We start from the raw sequence: 22178 nt of genomic DNA on the forward strand, positions 1-22178 counted from the left end.
CTACCGCCGACCTCACCAGGCTTGCTCGGGATCAACGAGGGAGCGACAACGATGCATTCGTGCCGAGCGAGCGGATCAGCCGGTATAGCCCGTAGCCGGTGAGACCCGCCTCATGACAGAAATGGATCTGCTCAAACTTTGTCGCAATCCGCTGAATCGCGCGGCGCATCCCGGTATCAGAAGCCTCGACCTCTCCCCACTAACGGATCTCGCCAGTTCGGCCGGACCACGGCGATAGCATTGTGACGCTTCGCAACATCGATTCCGACAAAAGCTTCTCTATAATAGACACGGCTCGTCCTCCTGTTATGAGGATCGGCCCGGCTGTTCCGAGCAACCCTCGGAAGAACATCTTAGGGCGAGCCCCCGAAGAAGGACATACGGTTTCACCGAAGCGGCGTGCGTGCAATCGGACGCTGGGCTCAGTGATCGAGTAGCTGCTCCCTGTCGAAGCGGAGTGCCCTCGGCTGATTCACAGCGGCCAGACCCTCCCCTCCCCTGGAGCCGCCAGTTCAGAATCCGGTGCCGATTTCTTCGCTCTCCGTGCCGGGCACGGGACCGGAAGGAAGCATTGATTCAGGCTCGGATACAGGATCCGGGACGTTCTCAACCAATTCCTCTGGCCGCACCGCTATTTGACCTTCATCAAGGACAATTGGCCTCGCCGCGTCACGAGCAGTAGCGACGCCCAGATATTCAAACACTTCGCCCAGCAAGACCCCCATGTCTGCCATCTCATCGAGAATGCGACCTTCGTCGAATGAGGCCACGTGATTTGCTGCATCGACCTTAGTACCGCCGCGAAACTGCCGAGTGACGTAGATCTCGTACGCCTCGTCAACCGCAACTTCGGCGGCCTCTCCCTTGAGGATTTGCTCGACAAGCACTGCCGGAAAAGTTGCGGCGCGCGTCCGGTCCTCAAGCAAACCGCGTTCTTGCGCCCACCGCCAGACTTCTGCACCGTATAGAACTTCAAGTGTGACAGGTAGCCGGAATCCCGCGGCTAGCGCGGCGATCGCGTGCGGGGGCTTAGGATAGCAAAAGCACTTCGCAGAGGCGGTGTTCCCCGCGGTGCCGTTCCAGGCTTTTTTAATGTCAACTGCATCCCAATCCAGAATGCCCACTGCACGGGGCCCTTCTGTATGATGCTTATGGTACGACCGCCAACCGTTCAGCATATCTACGACGTAGCTGTGCCCCGCACCATTGCGCTTCGTCTCAAAATCTACCAGCCGAGCGCAGTCTGGATGGAAAACCTCGGCGCACCGTCGAAGGATGATTCTGTCGCTTTCACCCTCGACGAAGATCTTCGGGCGGTTTTGCCGCGCCAACTGCTCGGCCGTCAGCTTGGCCTCAACCTGATCCCGGACTTCTTGGACCAGCTCTTTCACTCGCGGCGCCAGCAGAGCCATGGTGCCCATCTTTTCGTCCACGCCGTTAGAAGTGGCGCTTACTTCAGTTCCCTTTTCGTCTGTGTCTCGAAACACATGTGAGCACGAGACCTGCGCGGGCTTCACCTCACCCAAATCGTAGAACACGGGCGAGTGTGTGGTAAGGAGGATCTGAGCGATGCCATTCGTAGCAAACTCCGAAAGCTGAACTCCAAGCTCCACCGCGCTGGAGAACTCTAGATTGTTCTCCGGTTCCTCATATGCCCAAACGAAGCTATACGGGGCCGCACCCCGACCTTGGAGCGACCGCTTTTTTTCAGCCATGAATTTGAGGATAAGCGGAATGTGCCGCGCTTTGATTCCGTCGCCGCGGTGGTCGAGAGAGATGGCTTTCGCACCGCCGAGGAAATCTAACCGCTGGAAGATCGGACTAAGATCGCGAGGTAGTGCAAGACGCGTCTCGAACCCCAGTGCGCGCCCAATCCCAGATGTAAGATCCGCAAGGTGCTCGCCAATGGAATCCTCAAATGCAGTGCTCGATGTTCTGAATGTCCGTGTGGCCACCTCGGCAATGATGGTGTAGATCCGACCACGTAAGTCATCGAAGTAGCTTGCATCTTTAACTGCCGGCACGTACTCGAACTCAATTTGTCTTAGAAGAGCGTGCGCGTTCGATTTCTCCGGAATGTCAACGTGAGTTCGCACCTCTCGGCCACGTCGATTGGTGCTAGTCCGATGGCCCCAATATTCGTTCGAATGTTCGCCGCCCGAACGCCATCGCTTTTCCCAAACGATGATCTCGCCGTTTGTTGCGTGGTAGGAGGACGGAATGCTTAGCTCCAACCGTACAACAACTTCTTTGGCCGTCTTCGCACGCTCGGGAACGAAGACGTTGTAGTCGTTTTCAAAACTGAAAGCCTTACCTGGGTTCGTCGTTCCGTTAAAGAACAGATTCAGGGCGCGCAGGATATTCGATTTGCCGCAATCATTTTTTCCGACAAAGATGGACAGCTTGCTTGCAGGTATCGTTAGACGCTGTATCGATCTGAAATTCTCGATGTGAATCTGGCGGATCGTTACACTCATGGCCCCCCCCGGCTATATTTGCAGGCACCGCACCCGCCTCTATGCGCACCTAAATATCATGGTTCCATTGAGTGCCAAGCTTGGATTTCATATCCGACTAAGTGTGATAGCCGCGACGCATGAGCACCGCGGAGGGTGAGATAGTCGGTAGCAACCGGACGACTTCATGAACAATTAACCATATGAATTAACAGACAGAAACTTTATAAACGGAAGGTAATTACGGCGTTAGTTCCGTCATCCGTACACAACTCGCGATGTTATGTAACTGTCGATAGGGCCCAAGTATCGATAGTGAGCCATCTGAAGATGGTTTCCTTGCCATCTGAAGCCGAAATCGCTATTCTTCGATGAGATTTGATCGAGGAAACGCAATGTCCGAACCGCAACTGTCCGTCCGCAGCACCAAGGCCCGGGATCTGGCGCACGCGTTGGCGCGCCGCACGGGTCAGCCGATCAACAGGCTCGTCGAGCAGGCGCTCGAGCACTACGATCTGGAACTGCGCCAGCAGTCTGCCCGGACGCCGATCGATGTCCTGTCGGGTTTGATGGCCGAAGGCCGGCGTGCGGTTCCGGCCGGCACGACCTCCGCGCATGACGATTTCTACGACGAACACGGTTTGCCGCGATGATCGCTGTCGATACGTCGGTTATTCTGGCGATGGCTCTGGCAGAGCCGGAGGCCGAACGATTCACGGCGTTGGTCGGCCGAGAGTCGATTGCGATCGGCTGGCCTACGCTGCTGGAGGTGCGTATGGTGCTGACAGGCAAGGGCTTTCCCAACTCTTCCGACATTGTCGATCAGCTCGTCCAGCTGCCCAACGTCGCGGCGATTGCTTTCGACGAGGCGCACTACCGAGAAGCGGAAAGAGCGTTCGACCGCTTCGGTAAAGGTCGCCATCCGGCCACGCTCAACATGGGCGACTGTTTTTCCTATGCTGTTGCGAGGATCGCCAAGGCGCCGCTGTTGTTCAAGGGGAACGATTTTGGCCAGACGGACCTGAAAATTCACCCGGCATCATCCGGTTGAGGGACAATTGCCAACCAAGCCGGAAATGATCGACAAACATAGAGCGGCGGAATCGGACAGCCAAGCGGTACACCGACGCGCCGATGAACTCGACGCGCTCGACGCCATCCTGCCCTTCGACCGCCGCGGCCAGCTCGCCGCGCTGCTGACTGACGACGACGTCGCCACACTCAAGCATCTGGCGCAGGAGGGCATGGGCGAGAATACGCTACGCGCGCTGGCCTCCGACCTCGGTTACCTCGAGGCCTGGTGCCGCCTCGCCACCGGTGACCCCCTCCCCTGGCCGGCGCCGGAAGCACTGCTCCTGAAGTTCGTCGCTCATCATCTCTGGGACCCGATCAAGCGCGCCGAGGATCCGGCCCACGGTATGCCGGCCGACGTCGAGGTAGGACTGCGTGCCGAACGCCTGCTCCGGTCCCCCGGACCGCACGCGCCGGGCACGGTCCAACGACGGCTGACCTCCTGGTCGATCCTGACGCGCTGGCGCGGGCTCTCTGGCGCGTTCGGTGCGCCGTCGCTGAAGAGCGCGCTGAGGCTGGCGGTCAGGGCGAGTAACCGGCCGCGCCAGCGCAAGAGCAAGAAGGCGGTAACCCTCGATATCCTGACGAAACTGCTTGAGGCCTGCGCCGGTGATAGACTTGTGGATGCACGCGACCGGGCACTGCTTCTAGCCGCCTTCGCTTCCGGCGGCCGCCGCCGCTCGGAGGTAGCGGCGTTGCGTGTCGAGGATCTCGCCGACGAGGAGCCGGTGCGCGCCAATCCCGCCGACGAAAACTCCCCTCCCCTGCCCTGCCTGTCGATCCGCCTCGGCCGCACCAAGACGGCTGCTGCCGACGATGACGAACATGTGCTGTTGGTCGGCCGCCCCGTCACAGCCTTAAAAAGGTGGCTGGCTGAAGCGCAAATCAAGGACGGCCCGGTGTTCCGGCGCATCGATCAGTGGGGCAACGTCGACCGGCGGGCGCTGACGCCACAATCCATCAACCTGATCTTGAAAGCACGCTGTGAACAGGCCGGCCTTGATCCGGCGCTGTTTTCGGCTCATGGGTTGAGATCCGGCTATCTGACCGAGGCTGCCAGCCGCGGCATCCCGCTGCCTGAAGCAATGCAGCAGTCGCTGCACAAGTCGGTGACCCAGGCGGCTAGCTATTACAACAACGCGGAACGGAAGAACGGACGAGCGGCCCGGCTGATTGTCTAAGCGTCACTGCGCACCGAAGAAACCGCCTCACCGTTCGATCGCCTCCTTCGGCGATTGAATGCTCAAGCGTGCAGATCTTTGGATCGGTTGCCGCTGTGAACGGTCTCGGCCCTTTACGCCGCACCCTTTTGCGGGGCGATCGCGATGGCGGAGAGGTCGGTCTCCGGGTTAACCGGCGTTTTCGCTTCCTTGCGCTCTGAATAACGGTCGACCAATAGGGCCGAGTGCGGCCGCAGGAGGATCGTAAAGCGGACGAGTTCCTCCATGACATCGACGATGCGGCTGTAGTAGCTGGAAGGCTTCATGCGCCCGTTCGCATCGAATTCCTGGAACGCCTTGGCGACGCTCGACTGGTTCGGGATGGTGTACATGCGCATCCAACGTCCAAGGATACGCAGCGTGTTGACCGCGTTGAAGCTCTGCGAGCCGCCAGACACCTGCATGACAGCGAGGGTACGGCCTTGCGTTGGACGGATGCCGCCCATGTTCAGCGGCAGGTGATCGATCTGCGCCTTCATTAGTCCGGTGATCTGGCCATGGCGCTCTGGTGAGCACCAGACCATTCCTTCGGACCAGATCGCATGCTCACGGAGCTCCTTGACGGCCGGGTGATTGTCGCCCTTGACCTGGTCGGGCAGCGGCAGGTCCGAAGGGTCGAATATACGGGTCTCCGCGCCGAAGTACTCGAGAATTCGCGCCGCCTCCTCTACCGAGAACCGGGAGTAAGAGTGCTCGCGCAGCGATCCGTAGAGGAGCAGGATGCGCGGCTTGTGGTCCAACGGACCGAGGCCTTCCGCCGGATTGCGATGCGCGTAGGCAGGGTCGAGAGCCGGCAGGTGGTTGATATCGGAAACGGTGCGCAATCTCATTTTCAGGGTCTCCTATGCTTCAGACAGCCGCGGGAGCCGTTTCGGCGAAGTAGCGGCGGCCGAGCCACAGTGCGAGCTGCACCAGCAGTATCAGCACGGGCACCTCCACGAGCGGTCCGATGACCGCAGCGAAGGCCACTGGCGATGCCAGACCGAAGGCGGCAATGGCAACCGCGATCGCCAGTTCAAAATTGTTGCCCGCTGCCGTGAATGCCACGGCGGTGGTGCGCGGATAGTCGGTGTCGATCAGTTTCGCCATGAAGAAGCTGACGGTGAACATAATGACGAAGTAGATCGTCAGGGGGATCGCGATCAGGACGACATCGAACGGCAGCCTTACGACATCGCCGCCCTTCAGACTGAACATCGCCACGATGGTGAACAGCAGCGCCGCAAGGGTGATTGGGCTGATCTTCGGAAGGAAGGCGTTCTCGTACCAGTCCTTGCCCTTTGCCTTCGTAAGAATGCGACGCGACAGGTAACCGGCGAGGAACGGTATCCCGAGATAGATCAGCACTGCTTCGGCGATCGTCCAGAAGGACACGTCGATCACGCTTCCTTCCAGGCCGAAAAACGGCGGCAGAAAAGTGAGGAAGAACCAGGCGTATACGCTGAAGAAGAGTATCTGGAAGATCGAATTGAAGGCGACGAGACCTGCAACGTATTGATTGTCGCCGCGGGCAAGCTGGTTCCAGACGAGAACCATGGCGATGCAGCGCGCGAGACCAATCAGGATGAGGCCCGTCATGTATTCCGGATGGTCGCGGAGGAACAACACGGCGAGCCCGAACATAAGCACCGGGCCGATCAACCAGTTCTGCACCAGGGAGAGCGTTAGTATGCGCTTGTCGGCAAAGACCTGATGGAGTTCCTCGTAACGCACCTTGGCCAGCGGCGGATACATCATCAGGATGAGTCCGATCGCGATCGGAACGTTAGTGGTCCCAACGGAAAGACTGTCGAGGGCTGCCGGCAAGCCCGTGAACACGGTGCCGAGCACAAGGCCGAGCGCCATGGCGGCAAATATCCAGACCGTAAGATAGCGATCGAGAAACGAGAGGCGGATTGTGGGTTGGGCGGGACGCAACTGCGTTCTCCTTGAAAATGAAGTCCGGTGCGCAGCCTCGCTCGAGGCGTCGCTTCGCTTGCTCTGGTCTGCTCTGCTTCGGCTAGACGCGCCGGCCGCTCGCGTCGACGACGACTTGGCCGTCTTCCTTCGCGAAAGCACCCTTCTGCTCCTGGGGCAGGATATCCAGGACGACCTCGGAAGGTCGGCACAGCCTGACGCCAAGCGGCGAGACGACAATCGGGCGGTTGATCAGGATCGGATGCTGCATCATCGCATCGAGGAGCTGGTCATCGGTGAGAGCCGGATCGCCGAGGCCGAGTTCTTCGTAGGGTGTACCCTTTTCCCGAACCAACGCGCGAAGGGGTATACACATACGGACGACCAGCTGCTCCAGCAGCAGCCGGCTTGGCGGAGTCTTCAAATACTCGACCACATGCGGTTCGATTCCGGCGTTGCGTATCATCGCCAAGGTGTTCCGAGACGTGCCGCAATCGGGGTTGTGATAAATGACGATGTCGATCGGCTCTTTCATGCGACGTCGGGCCTCTGTGCAGTGGAACCTTCCATCTGGCCGATCTCGTGCAGTTTTGCCGTCAAGCTCAGCCGCTCCAGGCTTTGCACCGGGAGCGCGGCGAAGGCGGCAATGCGGAGTTTCATGTAACGAAGCGTCGTGGCGAACGCGACGCGCTTCTCGGCGTCTGTCCCCTCGACGGCTGCCGGGTCTTCGACGCCCCAGTGCGCTGTCACGGGCTGTCCCGGCCAGACGGGGCAGGCCTCGCCCGCGGCATTGTCGCAGACGGTGAAGACGAAATCGAGTTGCGGAGCGCCGGGCACGGCAAATTCGTCCCAGCTTTTCGACCGAAGCCCTTCGACGGGATAGTGGTGGCCTGCGAGCGTCTCGATGGCGAACGGATTGACCTCGCCCTTGGGTTGGCTCCCCGCGGAATAGGCATTGAGCTTGCCGGCTCCGTCCTTTCGCAGAACGCTTTCTGCGATGATCGAACGTGCGGAATTGCCCGTGCAGAGAAACATCACATTGAACGTCGTCTTGGTCATCCGGTTACCTTTTCCTTTGAACGACAGGGATTGAGTTCCTCGATCAGCGGAGCGCAGAGATCGGCATCCCCTCCGCAGCAATCCTTGAGGAGAAAAAGGGTGAGATCGCGCAGACGCGAAACATCCGCGCGGTAAACGATGAGGCGGCTGCGGCGTTCCGAAGACACCAAACCCGCCCGAGCAAGAATATTCAGATGCGTCGACATGGTGTTGTGGGGGACCGCCAAGCTGCGTGCGATATCGCCGGCGGGCAGCCCACGGGGCTCATGCCGGACAAGAAGGCGGAAGGTCTCCAGCCGGGTCGATTGGGCGAGCGCCGCAAGAGCCAGAATTGCATTTTCTTGTTCCATATGTCGAGAATACTCGAAATGTGGACAGTGTCAACCGTCGATGCCGTGGACCATCGCCTTCGAAGCTCTGGGCAACGCACCGGCCCATACGCGGAAGCGACTCTCGGAATTGATCGGAAGTGCAGGTAAGTGGATTGCAGGACTCCTCTTTAATAGCTAAAGCGGTGTCGACATTCATGTGGAGGACATCGCCGTGGCGAACGCACGTAGAATCGCAATTCTCTCTGCTTTTCTGGCAGCGATGGCAGGAGGCCCCGCTCACGCCCAGGACAGCAAGACACTGACGATCACCGACGACCGTGGCGTGCAGGTGGAGGTACCGCTTCAGCCGAAACGCATCGCCTCGATCTCCTACTTCGCGGATGACGTGGCTCTTGCCCTTGGCATCAAGCCCGTGGCGAGCACCTATATGACGGCGGGACGGGAGCCGGACTTCCTCCTCGGCATGACGGCAAGCATGAAGCAGATCGGCCAGCGGGCCAAGCCAAACCTGGAACTTCTTGCGGAAGCCAAGCCCGACCTGATCGTCGCCATCCGCCGCTACACCGTCGGCAATGCGCCGCACCTCGAGAAGATCGCCCCCTACGTCGCTTACAACATGGAGCTTTTGGACGGGAGCGACCGTGAGATCGCCGAACTCTCGAAGATCCTCGGCAAGCCCGAGCGCGGCCTCCAGTTGAACAAGGAATTCCGCGAGCACCTGGCGGAATTCGCCGCCGGGGCTCCGAAGGAGGTGAACCCTCGCTTCGCGATCATGTGGGGTGGCGAGACGCCGTTCGCATTCCACACGGAAAACACGGCTGCGTCCATCGTCGCGGCGATTGGTGGCGAGAACATCGCCGGCAACATGACGCCGGGCGGCGAATTCGGCGTCGATCTCAGCCTGGAGACCATGCTCGAGAAAGACCCTGAAGTCCTCTTTATCTATGACTCGGGCCCCGATCGGCCGCATGAGAACAACCCGATCTGGCAGGAACTGACCGCCGTCAAGAACAATAGGGTGTTCTATGTCGGCGACCAGTGGGTCGAGACCAACGGCCCCATCGCGCGCGAAATCGTTCTGCGCGAGGCCGCCCACTACCTCTATCCCGACGTCTTCCCTGCCGTGGACGTGAAGGCGGAAGCCGCCAGGATCATTCCCGCCGAGGCTCAAAAATAGCGGACGAGCGATCGCGACGGCGATGGGCACCCGGAAATCCTCCATAGCCATAGGCCTCGTCTTCGCGGCGACCTTGCTGATTGTCCTCGTCGGGCTGCTGTTTGGGGCGCGGACACTTTCCATCGATGCCGTTCTGCGCGTGCTCTTTGCTCCCGACGGCAAGATCGAGTCGATCCTGGTTTGGACCCTGAGGCTGCCGCGAAGCCTGGCGGCCGCCGTCGCGGGTTCGGGCCTCGCTGTCTCGGGCTATCTGCTGCAGGCACTCACCCGCAACCCGCTGGCCGATCCGGGGATCACGGGCGTCACCGCCGGCGCCGTCGCGCCCATCGTCGGCTGCTTCGTCTTGCTGCCATCGTTTTCATCCGCCTATTACCCGTTCGTAGGCCTCGCGGGCGGTCTCGCCGCCGCTTGGGTGACGTTCTGGGTGGCACGCGGCGGAACCGGGCGCCCGCTTCATCTCGCCCTCGCGGGCGTCAGCGTGTCGCTGTTTCTCGGGGCGATCACGATTTACATGCTGCTCCTGGCGGGGCCGCAATCGACCGCACTGCTGTTCTGGCTGTCCGGCGGCTTTGCCGGACGCACCTGGTCGCACCTCGTCCATATGCTTCCCTGGGTTGGCCTTGGGGTAGTGGGAGCGCTGTCGCTCCACCGGGTCATCGCCATGTTCGCCCTGAGCGACCACGCCGCCGCCGGAATGGGCGTGCAGCTTCATTTCTGGAAACCCGTCCTGCTGCTTCTCGGCATCTGTCCGGTAGCGGGCGTCGCCCCCGTTGCAGGCCCCGTCGCCTTCGTCGGTCTGGCAGCCCCGCATATCGCCCGGCTCCTGCGGCCCTCGGGAACTGCGTTTGAGATCGCGCTCACGGCGGCCATCGGGGCGCTGATGGTGACCTGCGCCGACTTCATCGCCCGCACCATTGCCATCCCGAAGGAGCTTCCCGTCGGCATCATCACCGCGCTTCTCGGCGGGCCGATTTTCATCTATCTCATCCAGCGAGGACGCGTCGGTATCAAGGGAAAGACCGCATGACTCCAGTCCCGCTCGGCCTTACCCGACCGAAACCGTGGCTCCTGCCCGCGGTCATTCTGCTGGTCCTGTTCTCGTTCGTCGCCGCCGTGCTCCTTGGCGTGGTCGACATTCCCGCAGCGGACGTCGCCTCGGTTCTGGCCGGGAGCGGTTCGCCTGAAGCGCGTTCGATCATTCTCGACATCCGTCTGCCACGTATCGTCACGGGCATCCTTGCCGGGATTCAGTTCGCCGTCGCAGGGCTATTGCTCCAGACGATTACCCGAAATCCTCTCGCCGATCCGTCACTGATGGGGGTGTCGCAGGGCGCGACTTTGACGGCCACAGCGTTCTTGCTGTTCACCGTCTACATCTTTGATCCCGGTTCCAACACCGTGGCCGAGCTGCCGATCGCATGGCTGCCGCTGGCGGGAATGGTGGGTGGCATCGCGGCGGGAGGAGTCATCTACATTATGGCTTTCCGGCTCGACCTCAGCCCGCTCAGGATCACGCTCTGCGGGATCGCGATCGGGGCGGTGCTGCACGCGCTTGCCATAGGCCTGATCGCGGGCTGGGGCTCGGCCCGCATCGAAATCATTCTCGAATGGCTCTCCGGAAGCCTTTATGCGCGCACATGGGATCACGCGATCTTCCTGCTGCCGTTTACGATCGCCGGCCTGGCCGCCCTCCCTCTGATCTATCGTCCGCTGGTCCTCTTGCAGTTCGACGCCGCTGTCGCCCGTTCCTTTGGGCTCTCCTATCGCAAGCAGTTTTCGCTTGCCCTGCTCGTATCCTGCACGCTCGCCGCAAGCGCCGTGGGGGCAGTGGGCCCGATCGTTTTCGTAGGGCTCATGGTGCCGCATCTGGCGCGCTTCCTCGCCGGGCGGGATTTCCCGCTGGTGCTTCCCCTGACGGTCGTCCTCGGAGCGGTCATCGTCACCCTCGGGGACCTGATTGGTCGTCTGGTCGGGCAAGCCGAAGAAGTGCCTATCGGAGTGGTCACCGCCATCGTCGGGGTGCCGGTACTGCTCGCCCTTGTACGCAAAGCTCCCTGAGATCGCCCATGCCTCTGAGATGTACGCAATTATCGGTTAACTACGGTCGCCGGAAGGCGCTGAACGGCTTTCGGCTATCGGTGCAGAAAGGCGAAATCCGCACCCTTATCGGACCGAACGGCTCCGGAAAAAGCACGGCACTACAGGCAATGGCAGGCTTGATCCGGCCCGCGGAGGGGCAGGCGAAGATCGGGGATGTTGCGGTGACTTCGATGTCGCGGCGCACCATCGCGAAAAAGCTGGCCTTCTTGCCGCAGCAGCCCTCCGCCCCCGACGAGATGACGATCGCCCAGCTTGTGCGGCAGGGGCGCTTTCCTCACGTCGGGCTCTTCCGCTCCTATGACCACAAGGACGAGGCGGCCATCGAATGGGCACTTGAAAGCACCGGCCTTACGCGTCTGGCGAATCGAACGCTTCAGGAGCTCTCGGGCGGCGAACGGCAGCGGGCGTGGATATCGGCGGCGCTCGCGCAGGAGGCAGGCATCCTCCTGCTCGACGAGCCGACGTCATTCCTGGACATCGGATATCAGGTGGAGGTTCTGGACCTCGTCCATCGCCTCAGCCGAGAGAAAGGCGTGACGATCGTCATGGCGATTCATGACATCAACCAGGCGATTGCCATCAGCGACCGCATCTCGCTGCTGGAGAGAGGCGAGTTGCGCTTCGACGGGGAGCCGAAGGCGCTCGCCGAAAGCGGCCTGATCGAAAAGACATTCCGGGTGAAGGGGCGGTTCGTCGAGGTCGCCCCGGACAAGCCGCCGCATTTCGACGTCGAGCTTACGCGCTTCCTGCGTTCCGGCGCTTGATCAGGCGGAACACGATCTTGGTCTCAGTATAATAGTTCAGGGCATCGGCAAAATCCGGAGTCCAGCCATCCTCGACGAATGGAATGTATCCGTCATACTCCAGCTTCCGGCCGGAGACCTCGAAGCCAGCCTTCGCAAAGGCGCGGCAGTAATCGGAAATGGAGCGATCCTGGACGACGGTGTTCGTGCGCCTCGAAACGAGCTCGCGCCATTTCGGCCAGAGCGGGTTGTCCGTGTGGCAACCGGTAACGGCATAGTACACTCCACCGGGCTTCAGAGCCTTGAAGATGTCGGCGGCATGTGCGTCGATGTCCTCGAGGAGGTAAATGACCTCATGGCTGATCGCCAGGTCGAACTCGTCGACCCAGCCTTCGAGCGTTCCACCAACAGCGTGTTGGACGGGGATGTTGCCCTTGAGAGTCTCGGCCTTTGCGATGGATTGCTCTGCAATGTCGATGCCGAGCGCCTTGCGGAACGGCCTGATCGCATAAAGATGCCGCAGCAGGCCGCCTTGGTTGCAGCCGAAGTCGAGGACGTTCTTTTCCGAAAGATCGCGCTCGACGATGAGCCCTACGAGATGCCGCCAGATCGGGGCGTGTCCGTCCGCCATCCTGTCTTCCGCGTCCGGGTCGACGTACCATGTGGTGATGGTTTTCTGTGCCTCATGGCTCATAGGCCGTCTCCCGTGCGATTCTTCTGATGCGACTCTCATAGGGTCGCCAGAACGACGTGGATAGGTCAAATCGAAATGAATTCGACCTGGATATTCCGGATGAGGGCCGCCGATAACAACGCCGCCCTTCGGCCTTCGGAGCGCATGCCGGAGTCGCGACGAGGAGCTACGACCATCGGGATCGCCATCCCTCATGATTGGCGCGGCCTGCGATCCTCTTAGCCCAGAACGTGAACATCCCGGGAAGACGGCCTGCAACGGGCTCGTGGAGGAAGGCTGAACTCCTTTGGGCGGCAGCACCTCACGGTGAGCGCCACATTCCAATCGACGCCAATTGACATGCCCGGTTCGGGCACCGCCATGCGCCTCACAAGTAGAACTCGGTGAAGGACAGGTTCTCGGCCGAAATCTCCGTGAGGGTGACGCCCTCGATCAGGATGCCGGCATCGTGGAACCCGTCGAGCGTGACGAAGACGCCGTCCTGCGTGTCATGCGCGGCCGCCAGGAAATCCGCGTAGCTGCGGATCAAGGCGATCTGGCCGTCGGCGTCGATGGCGAAGCTGAGGATGTCGCCCGCCAAAGCGCTGAAATCCGCGATGCGGTCGACGCTATCGGTCTCAAGAGACGAGACGGACCAGTGGAAGATGTCAGCATCGCCGCCGCCGTGCAGATAATCGGCTCCCTCCTGGCCTGACAGCCGGTCCCTGCCCGTATGTCCCCACAAGTGATCGTCACCCGAGCCGCCGCTCAGATCGTCGGCTCCAGCTTCGCCCCGCAGATCGTCGGAGCCGGCGCCGCCAAGCAGGCGGTCGTCGCCAAAATCGCCGGACAGGAAGTCGTCGCCGTCGCCGCCGAGCAGGCGGTCGTTGTCATCGCCACCGAACAGGCGGTCGTCTCCGGCCCGTCCTTCCAGGAGATCGTCACCGAAAAAGGCTGAGAGCTGATCAGCCCCGTCGGCGCCACGCAGCGTATCGTCAAGATCGCCAAATCTCCCGCTCGACACGGTAAAGCTCTCGATGTCGGTCCATGTCAGCCCGGTCGAGATCGATCCACGCGTCGCGTCGAAATCGACAGGACCAAGCAGATGGGACACTTCGAACGCGAGGTGATCGTTGCCTTCCCCCCCGTCGACACTGCCCGAGCTCCCCGCTCCGATCCGGTCATCCCCTGTGCCGCCGTCGACGCTGTCCGAGCCCCACGCCCGGATCTGGTCATTCCCCGCGCCGCCGCTGATCGTTGCCGGACCGCTGCCGGAGAAACGCGAAATCCGGTCGTCGCCATCGCCGCCGTCGATGACGTCGCGACCGTCGAAGCTTTCCATGATGTCGTTGCCCGATCCGCCAAAGAGGCGATCGTCTCCTGGGCCGCCGTCCATTCTGTCATCGCCGGCGCCGCCCTCGAGGATATCATTGCCGGCTCCCGCCCTGACATTGTCATCCCCGTCGCCGCCGGACATCGTGTCGGCTCCGCTCCCGCCGGACAGGCCGTCATTCCCGGCCCCGCCGAAGAGGCGGTCATTGCCGGCATCGCCGCTCAGGCCGTCATTGCCGTCTCCGCCCGACAAAACGTCATTGTCCAGGCCGCCGTTCAGGTTGTCGTCGCCGTCTCCGCCCTCGATTCGATCGTCACCCGCACCGGTATTGGCGAGGAGATCGTCGAGTCCGCCGGCGATCACCGTATCGTCGCCGCTTCCGGTCCAGACACGGGCCGTCTCGAGATTGCGCAGGACCGTGCCGGTCGATGCACTGCCCGCGGCGAAGTCGATGGTGACGCCATCCACGTCTTCGGAATTGTCGATTGTCACCAAATCCCGTCCCGCGCCGCCATCGATCACGGCCGAAGACAGCGTCGTCGTGATCGCGTCCGACCCGTCGCCGGTGACGATGACATCGTCGCGCGTACTGCCGTAGACGATGTCATTTCCACTGCCGGTGAGCAGCTCAAGGCGCTCGATATCCCGGAAGAAGACATGCTGGGCCGTCGAGGGATCGCGGCCGATCATGGCGTGACCCTGCGGACCGTTGAAGATCACGTCCTCCGTCGCCAAGGAGGCATTGACGGCGAGGGTATCGTGGCCAGCGCCGCCGGTGACCGCGCCGCCCGTCCGGGCCAGGATCAACCGGTCGTCGCCGTCGCCACCGTCGAGGCGGTCATAGCCGCTTGTGCTCCTGACGACGTCGTCTCCCGCACCGGCATCGATAAGGTCATCTCCGCCACCGCCATCGATGTCGTCATTGCCGACAAGGCCCCAGATGCGATCCGTCTCGTCCGTCCCGCGCAGCGTATCGCCCCCGCCCGTCCCCACGATCTTCGTCATGAAACCGCTCCTCCCAGCTGAGACACGAGGCGTCCGGATAGACAGGCTGATACCTCATAGTTGATCGCGGAAATATAGTTCCGCTTCTCTGCAAGTTCAATTGTAATAATAATCTGATATTATATTTAATTATGATCGAAATTTGAAACAAATTACTGAAGAGAAAAGCGCCTCTCCAGCACGAATGCCGCTACACTTCGGCATCTCCGGAGTTCGGGAAGATCGACCTGTATCCCTCGCCTTGAGCGGAATCGAACCCTCGGCCCTAGCCAGCCTTAAGCTCGTGCGGCCGATGCGGTCGCTACGATGGCCAATCCAGGCGTAGATTTCTTCACCAAATGGTGCTATTTGTAGCACCAAAATCAGGAACCCGAACGATGCGATCGACTATCAACCTCGACGACGCTCTCATGGAAAGGGCTAAGTCCCTAACCGGCACGAAAGAAACCGCCGCTCTGGTCCGCCAGGCATTGGAGACGCTTGTCCGTGTGGAGTCAGGAAAACGCCTCATCGCGCTCGGGGGAACTATGCCGGATGCGGAGGCAGCTCCACGCCGCCGGAGCGCAGCTGCCAAGTGATTCTTGCCGACACTTCAATCTGGATTGATCATTTCCGGCATACCGATGCCGAGCTGCGTAGGATTATTGAGGACGATCGTCTCCTCTGCCATCCGGCCGTGATCGGAGAGCTTGCACTCGGCAGTCTTTGGGAACGCAGTAGCGTGATAGCATTCCTGATGGCTCAGCGCGAAGCACTCGTCGCAACGCACCACGAGGTCATGATGATGGTTGATCGCCACGCCATTTTCAGCATGGGGATCGGCTACACGGATGCCCATTTGCTGGCCTCGGTTCTCCTCGATCGGCGAGTGGCTTTGTGGACGAGAGACAAGCGTTTGCGGGCAGCGGCGGAAAAGGCGGGGGCGTCGCTGCACACCCCCGCCCATACACGGAACTGAACACTGAATAAGAGGCCATGGCCGTTGCTCTTGCTGGTGGTGTCAGGACCGTTTTCGCACCCGAAGCGGTCGTTGATCAACACTCTCTCTTTTTAGTATGGGAGCTGGGCCTCTATTGCGGACTTGTCGATTACCGACCATACCGAGCGGATCTTCGATCCTACGAACTCGTAGAAAACGTTCTCCGTGAAGGACACTCGACGTCCATTGACGCTTAGCCCCATGAACTCGCCTTTCGGGGAGCAATCGAATGAAAGGCGGGCAGCAAGGCGCGGAGGTTCGCAGACAAGCAGTTGAATGGTGAACTGCAAATTCGGAATGTCTACGAAATCCTGCACCAGCATTTCCCGGTAGCCCGATAGCCTTAGAAGGCGATCGTTATGCCGCACATCGTTGTCAACGAATTGACCAAGCTCGTCCCAGGCTTGTCGATTAAGGCAATCCAGGTAGGCACGATAAGTGTCAGCGAGGTCTCCGCTCATAATTTCCTCCAGTAGGTGCACGCACCGCGGCTTCAAACGTCGAGAGATAGCGTACTGCCGCATCCTCCAATCCGGCAATTGGCAGGGCGACCGCAAGGTCTTTCCCATAGGAGTTGATCCACCAGTGTCTCCGATTTTGCAGCGCAAAGTCGCCGGCTGCCGCATTAGCTCTATTCTTCGGGCTCTCCGCCCCGCGGACGATCGGCTACAGGCAGATGCGCCCGCCGCTTCGGTGAGAAGGTCGATTTTTATCGCTTGCCTTGAACGGGTTCGATCCGGCCATCCCGCAATCGAGCTGCCCGGCTAGGGACCGCCTGTATTCGGATAAGTGAAAGGTCAGCCTTGCCAGGGATCGACGATAACAACGCCGGTGCCTTCGCAGTCTCTGGTGTATCGTGTCACAACGGTCATGTCGTGAACCAGAGCCGTCGCCGCAATCAGCGCGTCGGCCTCATTGCGCCGGTCGGGGATGTGCAGGTGGGCACAACGTGTCGCAACCGCGTCGTCAATTGGCAGAATACGGCCCGCGAACTCCGGACGCACGTGACTGTCGAGCCAGGAACGCAGCCGAGCGCCTGTGCGGCATCCCTGCGGTGCACCCCGACTACGCCCCGCTCCAGTTCGAGAATTGTGATGGCCGAAAGGAAAAAGCGCGTTGCATCTTCCGCTCCGATCCATGCGACGACATTGGCATCGGCTTTGCCGTCACCCCGAACGGGACCAGCGCGTGCACCAGGGTTTCAATGGCGATGTCCGGCACCGCAGCTTTCCATCCGATACGTGATCCGATGCCGGGAACACGCTCAACGATCACGTTCCAAATCGGCCATCAGCCTTCTTCTGTCCCGCCTGTTTCTGATTTGCTCCGTTTGTAGCTCTCGTCCACGGATCACCGGTCCGCCGGCATTTTCGAGCACAACGAAAACTCTGCGCGCGCCGATGGGAAGGTCTTCCGAGCCGTAATGGCCCACGATTTCGACCATGATGGAACGAACCTCGGTGTGCCATTCGCTGGCAGGCGGGCTTTCCGATTCGGCATGCAGCGCGTGGCGCATCAGGGTCCCGAAGGAACCCAGATCCCTGATCTCGCCGCTCCCTAAAGGGCCTTGCCGCGTGCGCTGCCGAGCTTCGGCCGGAGACTCTCCTTCCGGATGCAGCATGTCCGTTACAGGGCAGATGAGCGACCCCGCAGTGGTCTCCAGTTTAACAAGCACGCTCGCCACGTGGACTGGTCCCGAGCTCATATTGCTGAGGAAGCAGTGAGCGTCCAATCCGGCTCCCGCGCCCCGCGTAATCAACAAGGTGGCGCGGAGCTGCCTTCGATAGTTGCTGACGAACACCTGCAGGTAAACCACCCAGACGGCCAGGGTCCCCAGCCCGGTAAGCGCGGTGATAAGTTCGCGATGATCTTCAATCCACTGCATCCCGTTTCTCCGGCGGAAGTGCGATCCTTTGGTGTCCAATACCTTGAACGCCAATGCCACTTGGCGGTCAGCGATCCAATCGCGTGGAAGCCCCAGCGGCGGGCGAGAGGGCTCGCTCCTGTAACCGCTGAACATCCGTTGTGTTGCATTACAGGGAATGGCTGCCCGGCCGTTTCCACCCGCACCAAACGGCCGGGGGAAGAAGCGGCCTCAGAGCTGGCTGAAGCACGCCTTCAATCCGGAAGAAGGTTTTCCTGGCTGGCGAGACCGCATACGCCGTTTCCCGGCGCGCAATCAGCGTCGTGGAAGACTCTTGCTGCGGCTGAGGGTGAGCAAGTCTGTGACCAGACAGAACCAGCGTCGACATCAGTCGGTAGTAGGACCAACGTCGAACGGTTCGGAAACCACACGGACGCGGCCGTCCACCGTCTCGACGGCAACGGCGATCTTCTCTCCCTTTTGTGCCTGTTCAGGAACGGGGACTGTTGCCTCCAACAATCCCGCTTCGTTAGTGCGCGCACGGGAGATGGTTCGGAAATCCGCCTCCTCGCCGATGCGCACGCCGATCGTCACCTCGACCCCGCCCGGCAGGCCGTTTGCATTGAGGTCCACGTTATCGCCGGGACCGACATCTTTCGGAACGACCATCAGCTCAGCTCCCCGACTTTGGCTGGTTGAGACGCCCGGGAGACCGAGCCGCTCGCCCATTTCCAGAATGTCCCGGTTGAGGTCCGGCTGGTCGGAAAGGTAATCTGAAACCGACCTTCCCGCGGCTTCCGCAGCCTCATTCACGCGTTCACCTGCTTCGGTGACCGCCTGTCTTGCGCGGCTCAGCCAGTCACCCTCTGCGATTCCGGCATCTTCAACTGGAGCCCTGCACGGATATCACCGGCGTCGAGAGAGGGGTTGGCGGAAAGCACAGCACCTGCAGTCGTTTCGCATCGCGCCGCGAGCTGCTCCAGCGTCTCTCCCTCGTCCACCACCTCGGTTTTTCCGCACACCTGTGCAGCGACTGTCGGCGAAACGGCAAAAAGCGTCACAGCGAGCGCGCATAGTTTGACTTTCAATTGCGGCATCCGTCGCCTCCTCTGACTGATTTTGCGTCGACCTAACAGAGCTTGGCCGTTCTGGTTCCTGGCACACGCCGTTGTGATTGCCTGAATCAGGCGCCCACGGCGAAGACTACCGTTTGCGCTACCGGCGTTGGCCGGAACCAATCCGGCAAAACCCGGTTTGATCTTCCCGGCTCGTTCAATCGGCGCCTACACCTGCAACGGAGGTTTGGTTCCAAGCGACCCGTGGGAAGGAGATGATGGAACTGGGGCTCGATCTTGAACGGCTGCTTGTTGACGTGGTGACCGTCGCAATCGCCTTCGCTCTGGCATTTCCGATCGGGTGGGAACGCGGTCGGGGCCGCTACAGCGTCGGCTTCAGAACGCTCCCCATCGTGTCGGTAGCTGCCTGCGGGTTCGCGCTCCTGGTGGACGCGAATTCTCCAGGGGCCGCGGAAGCTCAGGCACGCGTCTTACAAGGCGTAATCACCGGTATAGGGTTCATAGGTGGCGGTGCCATCGTCAAGCAACGGGGCAATGTGAAGGGGCTGGTTACCGCGGCGAGCATCTGGAACGCCGGTGCCATTGGTGCCGCGGTAGGATTGGGACGCCTCAACATAGCTATCGTGCTCAGCCTCATCAATCTCATCAGCCTTTTGGCCTTGGCATATCTCGGCATTCGTAGCGACGAAGATGAGAGCAGCGGATGAGTGAGTCGATGCTGTTTCACGGGTGGGAAAGCCTTCTGCGGATCATCATCGTAGGCAGCGCAGCCTATGCGTTTTTGGTCGTCGTCTTGCGTGTCTCCGGAAAGCGAACGCTCAGCAAAATGAATGCATTCGATCTCGTCATCACCGTTGCCCTGGGATCGACGCTCGCGACTGTATTGATGGACCGGAGCGTCCCTCTCGCCGATGGGGCGATCGGGCTCGCGCTGCTTGTCGGCTTGCAATTCTCAATCACATGGTTGTCGGTTCGTTGGAAGTGGGTCCGGGAGATGGTGAAGAGCGAGCCAACATTGCTGGTTCGAAACGGTGTCTGCCTGGACGACGCGATGCAGAGCCAACGCATCACGCGTGAGGAGATAGATGCCGCCGTTCGGCAATATGGGCTCGTCACGGTTGAAGAGGCCGCATGCGTCATGCTTGAGACTGACGGTTCCTTGAGTGTGGTTCAGAACGGCATCTCTGGCACCGGCTCCGCTACCGATCAAAGGAGAGCATAATGGCACCCCAGCCGGAGCTGCATCGCGGCAGGCAGTTTGCCGTGCAAACCTTCGCCGGACCAGGTGTTCCCCTCGCCCTGCAGGCCGACGAAGAAGCTGCAGAGCTCTCCCCGCCCGAGCAGGTGGAGGTTGCCGCGCAAATGATAAACAGGGAGCGCCGACGGGAGGGTCTCGTTCCCGTGAAGGCAAGCGGCGCGCTCAACAGAGTCGCTCAGCGTCTCCTGCCAAAGGGTGAGTCCGGGGAAAGAATCATGACGCAGCCGGACAGCCTTTACGACCTTTTACCAGCCGACTCTGAAACCCGGTGGAAGAAAATTGAAGTCGTAGCGGGCGGATGCGGAGGTTGTGGCGCGAAACCTACCGCTGCCGGCATTCGCTACTTCGTTGATCAGTGGCTCCAGGACCCGCAGTACGGGGGGACACTTCTTAGCTCTGAAGCGACACAAATCGGCTTCGCGATGTTCGCCGTGTCAAGCGACACGAGGAATTGACCCCTTTGTCGACATCAGGAATTGACCCCCTTTACTGGCTGGACGTTTCGTTGGGTTCAAGCGCCGCTCCGGTCTTCTGCAGAAGGCCGGAGCGGCGCTTTTCGCGAAGCCGGTAGCTGTCGCCCCGGATAGTGATGACCGCGGAATGATGAAGCAAGCGGTCCAGGATCGCCGTGGCGACGACGGGGTCCCCGAAGACACCTCCCCATTCGCCGACGGATCTGTTTGAGGTGATCAGGATCGAGCCCTTCTCATAGCGCCGGGACACCAACTGGAAGAACAGGTGGGCGGCATTGGCCTCGAAGGGCAGATAGCCCAATTCATCGATGATCAGCAGTTTCGGCCGCGACAGAAGCGTCAACTGCTTGTCGAGCAAGCCGTCGCTATGGGCCTTGGCCAACGTCGCCACCAACGTCGCCGCCGTGATGAACTGCACGTTGTAGTTCTGGCGGATCGCCTCGCGGCCGAGGCTGACGGCAAGATGCGTCTTACCCGTTCCGGGAGGGCCAAGGAGCAAGAGCGTGTCGCCATGCGCAATCCAGCGGCAGGTCGCAAGCTCCCGGATCTGCCCTTGATCCAGCGAAGGCTGGGCATCGAAGTCGAAGCCATCCAGCTCGCGTACGAAGGGGAACTGGGCGATCTTGCTCGACATGGAGATACGGCGCTCATCACGCCGGGCGATCTCCCGCGATACCAGGAAGCCCAGAGCCTCGCGCAGGTTCATCTTCGAGCGAGCCGCCTCGTCGAGCAGCGTGTCGAGCTGGTCGCGGATCGCCGTCAGCTTCAGCCGGTCGAGCGTTGCGATGAGCAGGTCATGGTCCACGTTCGTCATCACCAGCCTCCTCCGACAACGGCTTCATATTCCGCAAGCGGCCGCAGCAGCGCCGCGGGCGCGATCTCGATCGGCGCCAGGCGCACGGGTCCCTCGACACCGGCAATGCCGACAAAATGGGATCGGTCGACAATCCGTTGCCGTCGCCCTCGGTTCAGGGCATGGTCGGCCACAACCTGGCCCGCATGGCGAATGATCACGCGACCGGCCAGCACCACGACCTGGACACTCTCGCCGATCAGGCGCCAGGGCACCGAATAGCTGTTCGTGTCGAGATCGATGGCGCAGTCGGCCTGAACCTTGCGGACCAGATCCCGCAACTGCCCGAACGCAGCCCTGCCGGAAAGCGGACGTAGCGCCCCGGCCTCCGCAGCAAAGCGTTCCGCCGGCGCAACACCGGTGGTGCCGTGTTCCCGCTGGTCGGCAACCTCGCGCGTCCACCGATCCAAATGCGCCTCGAATGCCGCCCAGGTCTCGAAGCGGCGGCCGGCGATCGCGTTCTTCTTGACATAGCCGACTCCGCGCTCGTCCTTGCCCTTCTTTCAAGTCCAGGACTGCAGTTCGTACTGACACTCAAGCGCGCATAAAGTTCGAGGTCACGCACCCGTTCCATCCGTGGCGCGGCCAGCGCTTCGTGCTGTCGACACGC

The 22178-nt window shown here is 61.0% G+C and carries 26 protein-coding genes and 3 pseudogenes; 13 read left to right on the plus strand and 16 right to left on the minus strand.

All coding sequences use genetic code 11. The features are described from left to right. Positions 1-11 precede the first annotated feature (11 nt). Positions 12-263, minus strand: a pseudogene (locus ACTJKL_RS25850) (IS110 family transposase); the annotation flags it as partial. 249 nt (positions 264-512) lie between these two features. After that, on the minus strand, positions 513-2477 hold the full coding sequence (locus ACTJKL_RS25855; protein WP_440854142.1) for an ATP-dependent nuclease: 1965 nt from the start codon (positions 2475-2477) through the stop codon (positions 513-515). 374 nt (positions 2478-2851) lie between these two features. Here ACTJKL_RS25855 and ACTJKL_RS25860 point away from each other — a divergent pair, with 374 nt between their 5' ends. Genes ACTJKL_RS25860 through ACTJKL_RS25870 form a run of 3 tightly spaced genes read left to right on the plus strand, consistent with a single transcriptional unit; the run spans position 2852 to position 4708 of the window. Continuing rightward, a complete protein-coding gene (locus tag ACTJKL_RS25860; RefSeq protein WP_127712454.1) occupies positions 2852-3109 on the plus strand; it encodes a type II toxin-antitoxin system VapB family antitoxin in 258 nt (85 codons plus the stop codon). Continuing rightward, positions 3106-3507, plus strand: coding sequence for a type II toxin-antitoxin system VapC family toxin (locus tag ACTJKL_RS25865; RefSeq protein ID WP_011970304.1), 402 nt, complete (start codon positions 3106-3108; stop codon positions 3505-3507). Before ACTJKL_RS25860 ends, ACTJKL_RS25865 begins: the two co-directional genes overlap by 4 nt. A 25-nt stretch (positions 3508-3532) precedes the next feature. Further along, on the plus strand, positions 3533-4708 hold the full coding sequence (locus ACTJKL_RS25870) for a site-specific integrase (protein ID WP_440854159.1): 1176 nt from the start codon (positions 3533-3535) through the stop codon (positions 4706-4708). A 113-nt stretch (positions 4709-4821) separates the two neighbouring features. Here the strand turns inward: ACTJKL_RS25870 and arsH are convergent, their stop codons facing one another. The 5 genes from arsH to ACTJKL_RS25895 all read right to left on the minus strand — a co-directional run bounded on the left by arsH (position 4822) and on the right by ACTJKL_RS25895 (position 8052). Then, entirely contained in the window at positions 4822-5577 is a 756-nt protein-coding gene (gene arsH, locus ACTJKL_RS25875) for an arsenical resistance protein ArsH (protein WP_440854143.1), read from the minus strand. 19 nt (positions 5578-5596) lie between these two features. Then, positions 5597-6664 carry an ACR3 family arsenite efflux transporter gene (gene arsB, locus ACTJKL_RS25880; RefSeq protein WP_440854144.1) on the minus strand — a complete coding sequence of 356 codons (1068 nt, stop codon included), beginning with the start codon at positions 6662-6664 and terminating at the stop codon, positions 5597-5599. A gap of 82 nt (positions 6665-6746) precedes the next feature. Further along, positions 6747-7178 carry an arsenate reductase (glutaredoxin) gene (gene arsC / locus ACTJKL_RS25885; RefSeq protein ID WP_437416482.1) on the minus strand — a complete coding sequence of 144 codons (432 nt, stop codon included), beginning with the start codon at positions 7176-7178 and terminating at the stop codon, positions 6747-6749. Beyond that, positions 7175-7702 carry an arsenate reductase ArsC gene (locus ACTJKL_RS25890; protein ID WP_440854145.1) on the minus strand — a complete coding sequence of 176 codons (528 nt, stop codon included), beginning with the start codon at positions 7700-7702 and terminating at the stop codon, positions 7175-7177. Before ACTJKL_RS25890 ends, arsC begins: the two co-directional genes overlap by 4 nt. Continuing rightward, on the minus strand, positions 7699-8052 hold the full coding sequence (locus tag ACTJKL_RS25895) for an ArsR/SmtB family transcription factor (protein ID WP_440854146.1): 354 nt from the start codon (positions 8050-8052) through the stop codon (positions 7699-7701). Before ACTJKL_RS25895 ends, ACTJKL_RS25890 begins: the two co-directional genes overlap by 4 nt. A 241-nt stretch (positions 8053-8293) precedes the next feature. Between ACTJKL_RS25895 and ACTJKL_RS25900 the strand changes: the two genes are divergently transcribed. Genes ACTJKL_RS25900 through ACTJKL_RS25915 form a run of 4 tightly spaced genes read left to right on the plus strand, consistent with a single transcriptional unit; the run spans position 8294 to position 12075 of the window. Continuing rightward, on the plus strand, positions 8294-9211 hold the full coding sequence (locus ACTJKL_RS25900) for an ABC transporter substrate-binding protein (RefSeq protein WP_440854160.1): 918 nt from the start codon (positions 8294-8296) through the stop codon (positions 9209-9211). 22 nt (positions 9212-9233) lie between these two features. Then, on the plus strand, positions 9234-10238 hold the full coding sequence (locus ACTJKL_RS25905) for a FecCD family ABC transporter permease (RefSeq protein ID WP_440854147.1): 1005 nt from the start codon (positions 9234-9236) through the stop codon (positions 10236-10238). After that, positions 10235-11269 carry a FecCD family ABC transporter permease gene (locus ACTJKL_RS25910; protein ID WP_440854148.1) on the plus strand — a complete coding sequence of 345 codons (1035 nt, stop codon included), beginning with the start codon at positions 10235-10237 and terminating at the stop codon, positions 11267-11269. The genes ACTJKL_RS25905 and ACTJKL_RS25910 overlap by 4 nt, the downstream gene beginning before the upstream one ends. An 8-nt stretch (positions 11270-11277) precedes the next feature. Further along, positions 11278-12075: an ABC transporter ATP-binding protein gene (locus ACTJKL_RS25915; RefSeq protein WP_440854149.1), complete on the plus strand. Its 798-nt coding sequence runs from the start codon at positions 11278-11280 to the stop codon at positions 12073-12075. Here the strand turns inward: ACTJKL_RS25915 and ACTJKL_RS25920 are convergent. Together ACTJKL_RS25920 and ACTJKL_RS25925 are read right to left on the minus strand one after the other, a co-directional pair. Beyond that, complete coding sequence (locus ACTJKL_RS25920; protein ID WP_018096608.1) at positions 12047-12748, minus strand: class I SAM-dependent methyltransferase; 702 nt, start codon at positions 12746-12748, stop codon at positions 12047-12049. The two genes, ACTJKL_RS25915 and ACTJKL_RS25920, sit on opposite strands and share 29 nt — an antisense overlap. A 367-nt stretch (positions 12749-13115) precedes the next feature. Next, positions 13116-15065: a calcium-binding protein gene (locus ACTJKL_RS25925; RefSeq protein WP_440854150.1), complete on the minus strand. Its 1950-nt coding sequence runs from the start codon at positions 15063-15065 to the stop codon at positions 13116-13118. Positions 15066-15442: 377 nt separating this feature from the next. Between ACTJKL_RS25925 and ACTJKL_RS25930 the strand changes: the two genes are divergently transcribed. Continuing rightward, positions 15443-15643: a type II toxin-antitoxin system VapB family antitoxin gene (locus ACTJKL_RS25930; RefSeq protein ID WP_018096606.1), complete on the plus strand. Its 201-nt coding sequence runs from the start codon at positions 15443-15445 to the stop codon at positions 15641-15643. After that, positions 15640-16023 (plus strand): type II toxin-antitoxin system VapC family toxin, encoded by a 384-nt coding sequence (locus ACTJKL_RS25935; RefSeq protein WP_440854151.1) that lies wholly within the window; start codon positions 15640-15642, stop codon positions 16021-16023. The genes ACTJKL_RS25930 and ACTJKL_RS25935 overlap by 4 nt, the downstream gene beginning before the upstream one ends. Positions 16024-16115: 92 nt before the next feature. Here ACTJKL_RS25935 and ACTJKL_RS25940 read toward each other — a convergent pair whose 3' ends face one another. The 5 genes and pseudogenes from ACTJKL_RS25940 to ACTJKL_RS25960 form a co-directional block, all read right to left on the minus strand. Beyond that, a complete protein-coding gene (locus ACTJKL_RS25940; protein ID WP_018096604.1) occupies positions 16116-16505 on the minus strand; it encodes an ester cyclase in 390 nt (129 codons plus the stop codon). 336 nt (positions 16506-16841) lie between these two features. Then, positions 16842-17215: pseudogene (locus ACTJKL_RS25945) on the minus strand (type II toxin-antitoxin system VapC family toxin); the annotation flags it as partial. A 93-nt stretch (positions 17216-17308) separates the two neighbouring features. Continuing rightward, positions 17309-17929, minus strand: a complete 621-nt coding sequence (locus ACTJKL_RS25950) for a hypothetical protein (protein WP_437408422.1) — start codon at positions 17927-17929, stop codon at positions 17309-17311. Between the two features lie 366 nt (positions 17930-18295). Further along, positions 18296-18721, minus strand: coding sequence for a hypothetical protein (locus tag ACTJKL_RS25955; RefSeq protein WP_440854152.1), 426 nt, complete (start codon positions 18719-18721; stop codon positions 18296-18298). A gap of 38 nt (positions 18722-18759) precedes the next feature. Next, entirely contained in the window at positions 18760-19005 is a 246-nt protein-coding gene (locus ACTJKL_RS25960; RefSeq protein ID WP_440854153.1) for a LysM peptidoglycan-binding domain-containing protein, read from the minus strand. A gap of 236 nt (positions 19006-19241) precedes the next feature. Here ACTJKL_RS25960 and ACTJKL_RS25965 point away from each other — a divergent pair, with 236 nt between their 5' ends. From ACTJKL_RS25965 to ACTJKL_RS25975, 3 genes are read left to right on the plus strand one after another with little or no spacing between them, the layout of a single operon-like run. Then, positions 19242-19691: an MgtC/SapB family protein gene (locus tag ACTJKL_RS25965; protein WP_437411994.1), complete on the plus strand. Its 450-nt coding sequence runs from the start codon at positions 19242-19244 to the stop codon at positions 19689-19691. Next, entirely contained in the window at positions 19688-20206 is a 519-nt protein-coding gene (locus tag ACTJKL_RS25970; protein ID WP_102761964.1) for a DUF421 domain-containing protein, read from the plus strand. The genes ACTJKL_RS25965 and ACTJKL_RS25970 overlap by 4 nt, the downstream gene beginning before the upstream one ends. Continuing rightward, positions 20206-20697, plus strand: a complete 492-nt coding sequence (locus ACTJKL_RS25975; RefSeq protein WP_440854154.1) for a spore germination YkwD domain-containing protein — start codon at positions 20206-20208, stop codon at positions 20695-20697. Before ACTJKL_RS25970 ends, ACTJKL_RS25975 begins: the two co-directional genes overlap by 1 nt. A 31-nt stretch (positions 20698-20728) precedes the next feature. Here ACTJKL_RS25975 and istB read toward each other — a convergent pair whose 3' ends face one another. Then, the gene (gene istB / locus ACTJKL_RS25980) at positions 20729-21529 is read right to left on the minus strand and encodes an IS21-like element helper ATPase IstB (protein ID WP_318899042.1); all 801 of its coding nucleotides are present in this window, start codon (positions 21527-21529) and stop codon (positions 20729-20731) included. Then, a pseudogene (locus ACTJKL_RS25985) lies at positions 21529-22068 on the minus strand (Mu transposase domain-containing protein); the annotation flags it as partial. The gene istB and the pseudogene ACTJKL_RS25985, both read right to left, overlap by 1 nt. Positions 22069-22112: 44 nt before the next feature. Between ACTJKL_RS25985 and ACTJKL_RS31985 the strand changes: the two are divergent. Beyond that, on the plus strand, positions 22113-22178 hold a 66-nt coding region (locus ACTJKL_RS31985; RefSeq protein ID WP_522960290.1), incomplete at its 3' end, for a DUF5372 family protein.

It is taken from the genome of Sinorhizobium sp. 22678, from assembly GCF_052044265.1.
Taxonomy (GTDB): Bacteria; Pseudomonadota; Alphaproteobacteria; order Rhizobiales; family Rhizobiaceae; genus Sinorhizobium; species Sinorhizobium meliloti_A.

Bases quoted from the DNA above. Each gene is read 5' to 3' on its own strand.
- ACTJKL_RS25960 (WP_440854153.1), bottom strand. From the start codon at position 19,005: ATGCCGCAATTGAAAGTCAAACTATGCGCGCTCGCTGTGACGCTTTTT.
- ACTJKL_RS25920 (WP_018096608.1), bottom strand. From the start codon at position 12,748: ATGAGCCATGAGGCACAGAAAACCATCACCACATGGTACGTCGACCCG.
- ACTJKL_RS25925 (WP_440854150.1), bottom strand. From the start codon at position 15,065: ATGACGAAGATCGTGGGGACGGGCGGGGGCGATACGCTGCGCGGGACG.
- ACTJKL_RS25940 (WP_018096604.1), bottom strand. From the start codon at position 16,505: ATGAGCGGAGACCTCGCTGACACTTATCGTGCCTACCTGGATTGCCTT.
- ACTJKL_RS25970 (WP_102761964.1), top strand. From the start codon at position 19,688: ATGAGTGAGTCGATGCTGTTTCACGGGTGGGAAAGCCTTCTGCGGATC.
- ACTJKL_RS25905 (WP_440854147.1), top strand. From the start codon at position 9,234: ATGGGCACCCGGAAATCCTCCATAGCCATAGGCCTCGTCTTCGCGGCG.
- ACTJKL_RS25865 (WP_011970304.1), top strand. From the start codon at position 3,106: ATGATCGCTGTCGATACGTCGGTTATTCTGGCGATGGCTCTGGCAGAG.
- ACTJKL_RS25910 (WP_440854148.1), top strand. From the start codon at position 10,235: ATGACTCCAGTCCCGCTCGGCCTTACCCGACCGAAACCGTGGCTCCTG.
- ACTJKL_RS25915 (WP_440854149.1), top strand. From the start codon at position 11,278: ATGCCTCTGAGATGTACGCAATTATCGGTTAACTACGGTCGCCGGAAG.
- ACTJKL_RS25870 (WP_440854159.1), top strand. From the start codon at position 3,533: ATGATCGACAAACATAGAGCGGCGGAATCGGACAGCCAAGCGGTACAC.
- arsH (WP_440854143.1), bottom strand. From the start codon at position 5,577: ATGAGATTGCGCACCGTTTCCGATATCAACCACCTGCCGGCTCTCGAC.
- ACTJKL_RS25890 (WP_440854145.1), bottom strand. From the start codon at position 7,702: ATGACCAAGACGACGTTCAATGTGATGTTTCTCTGCACGGGCAATTCC.
- ACTJKL_RS25975 (WP_440854154.1), top strand. From the start codon at position 20,206: ATGGCACCCCAGCCGGAGCTGCATCGCGGCAGGCAGTTTGCCGTGCAA.
- ACTJKL_RS25900 (WP_440854160.1), top strand. From the start codon at position 8,294: ATGGCAGGAGGCCCCGCTCACGCCCAGGACAGCAAGACACTGACGATC.
- ACTJKL_RS25860 (WP_127712454.1), top strand. From the start codon at position 2,852: ATGTCCGAACCGCAACTGTCCGTCCGCAGCACCAAGGCCCGGGATCTG.
- ACTJKL_RS25855 (WP_440854142.1), bottom strand. From the start codon at position 2,477: ATGAGTGTAACGATCCGCCAGATTCACATCGAGAATTTCAGATCGATA.
- istB (WP_318899042.1), bottom strand. From the start codon at position 21,529: ATGACGAACGTGGACCATGACCTGCTCATCGCAACGCTCGACCGGCTG.
- ACTJKL_RS25950 (WP_437408422.1), bottom strand. From the start codon at position 17,929: ATGCAGTGGATTGAAGATCATCGCGAACTTATCACCGCGCTTACCGGG.
- arsC (WP_437416482.1), bottom strand. From the start codon at position 7,178: ATGAAAGAGCCGATCGACATCGTCATTTATCACAACCCCGATTGCGGC.
- ACTJKL_RS25965 (WP_437411994.1), top strand. From the start codon at position 19,242: ATGGAACTGGGGCTCGATCTTGAACGGCTGCTTGTTGACGTGGTGACC.
- ACTJKL_RS25930 (WP_018096606.1), top strand. From the start codon at position 15,443: ATGCGATCGACTATCAACCTCGACGACGCTCTCATGGAAAGGGCTAAG.
- ACTJKL_RS25895 (WP_440854146.1), bottom strand. From the start codon at position 8,052: ATGGAACAAGAAAATGCAATTCTGGCTCTTGCGGCGCTCGCCCAATCG.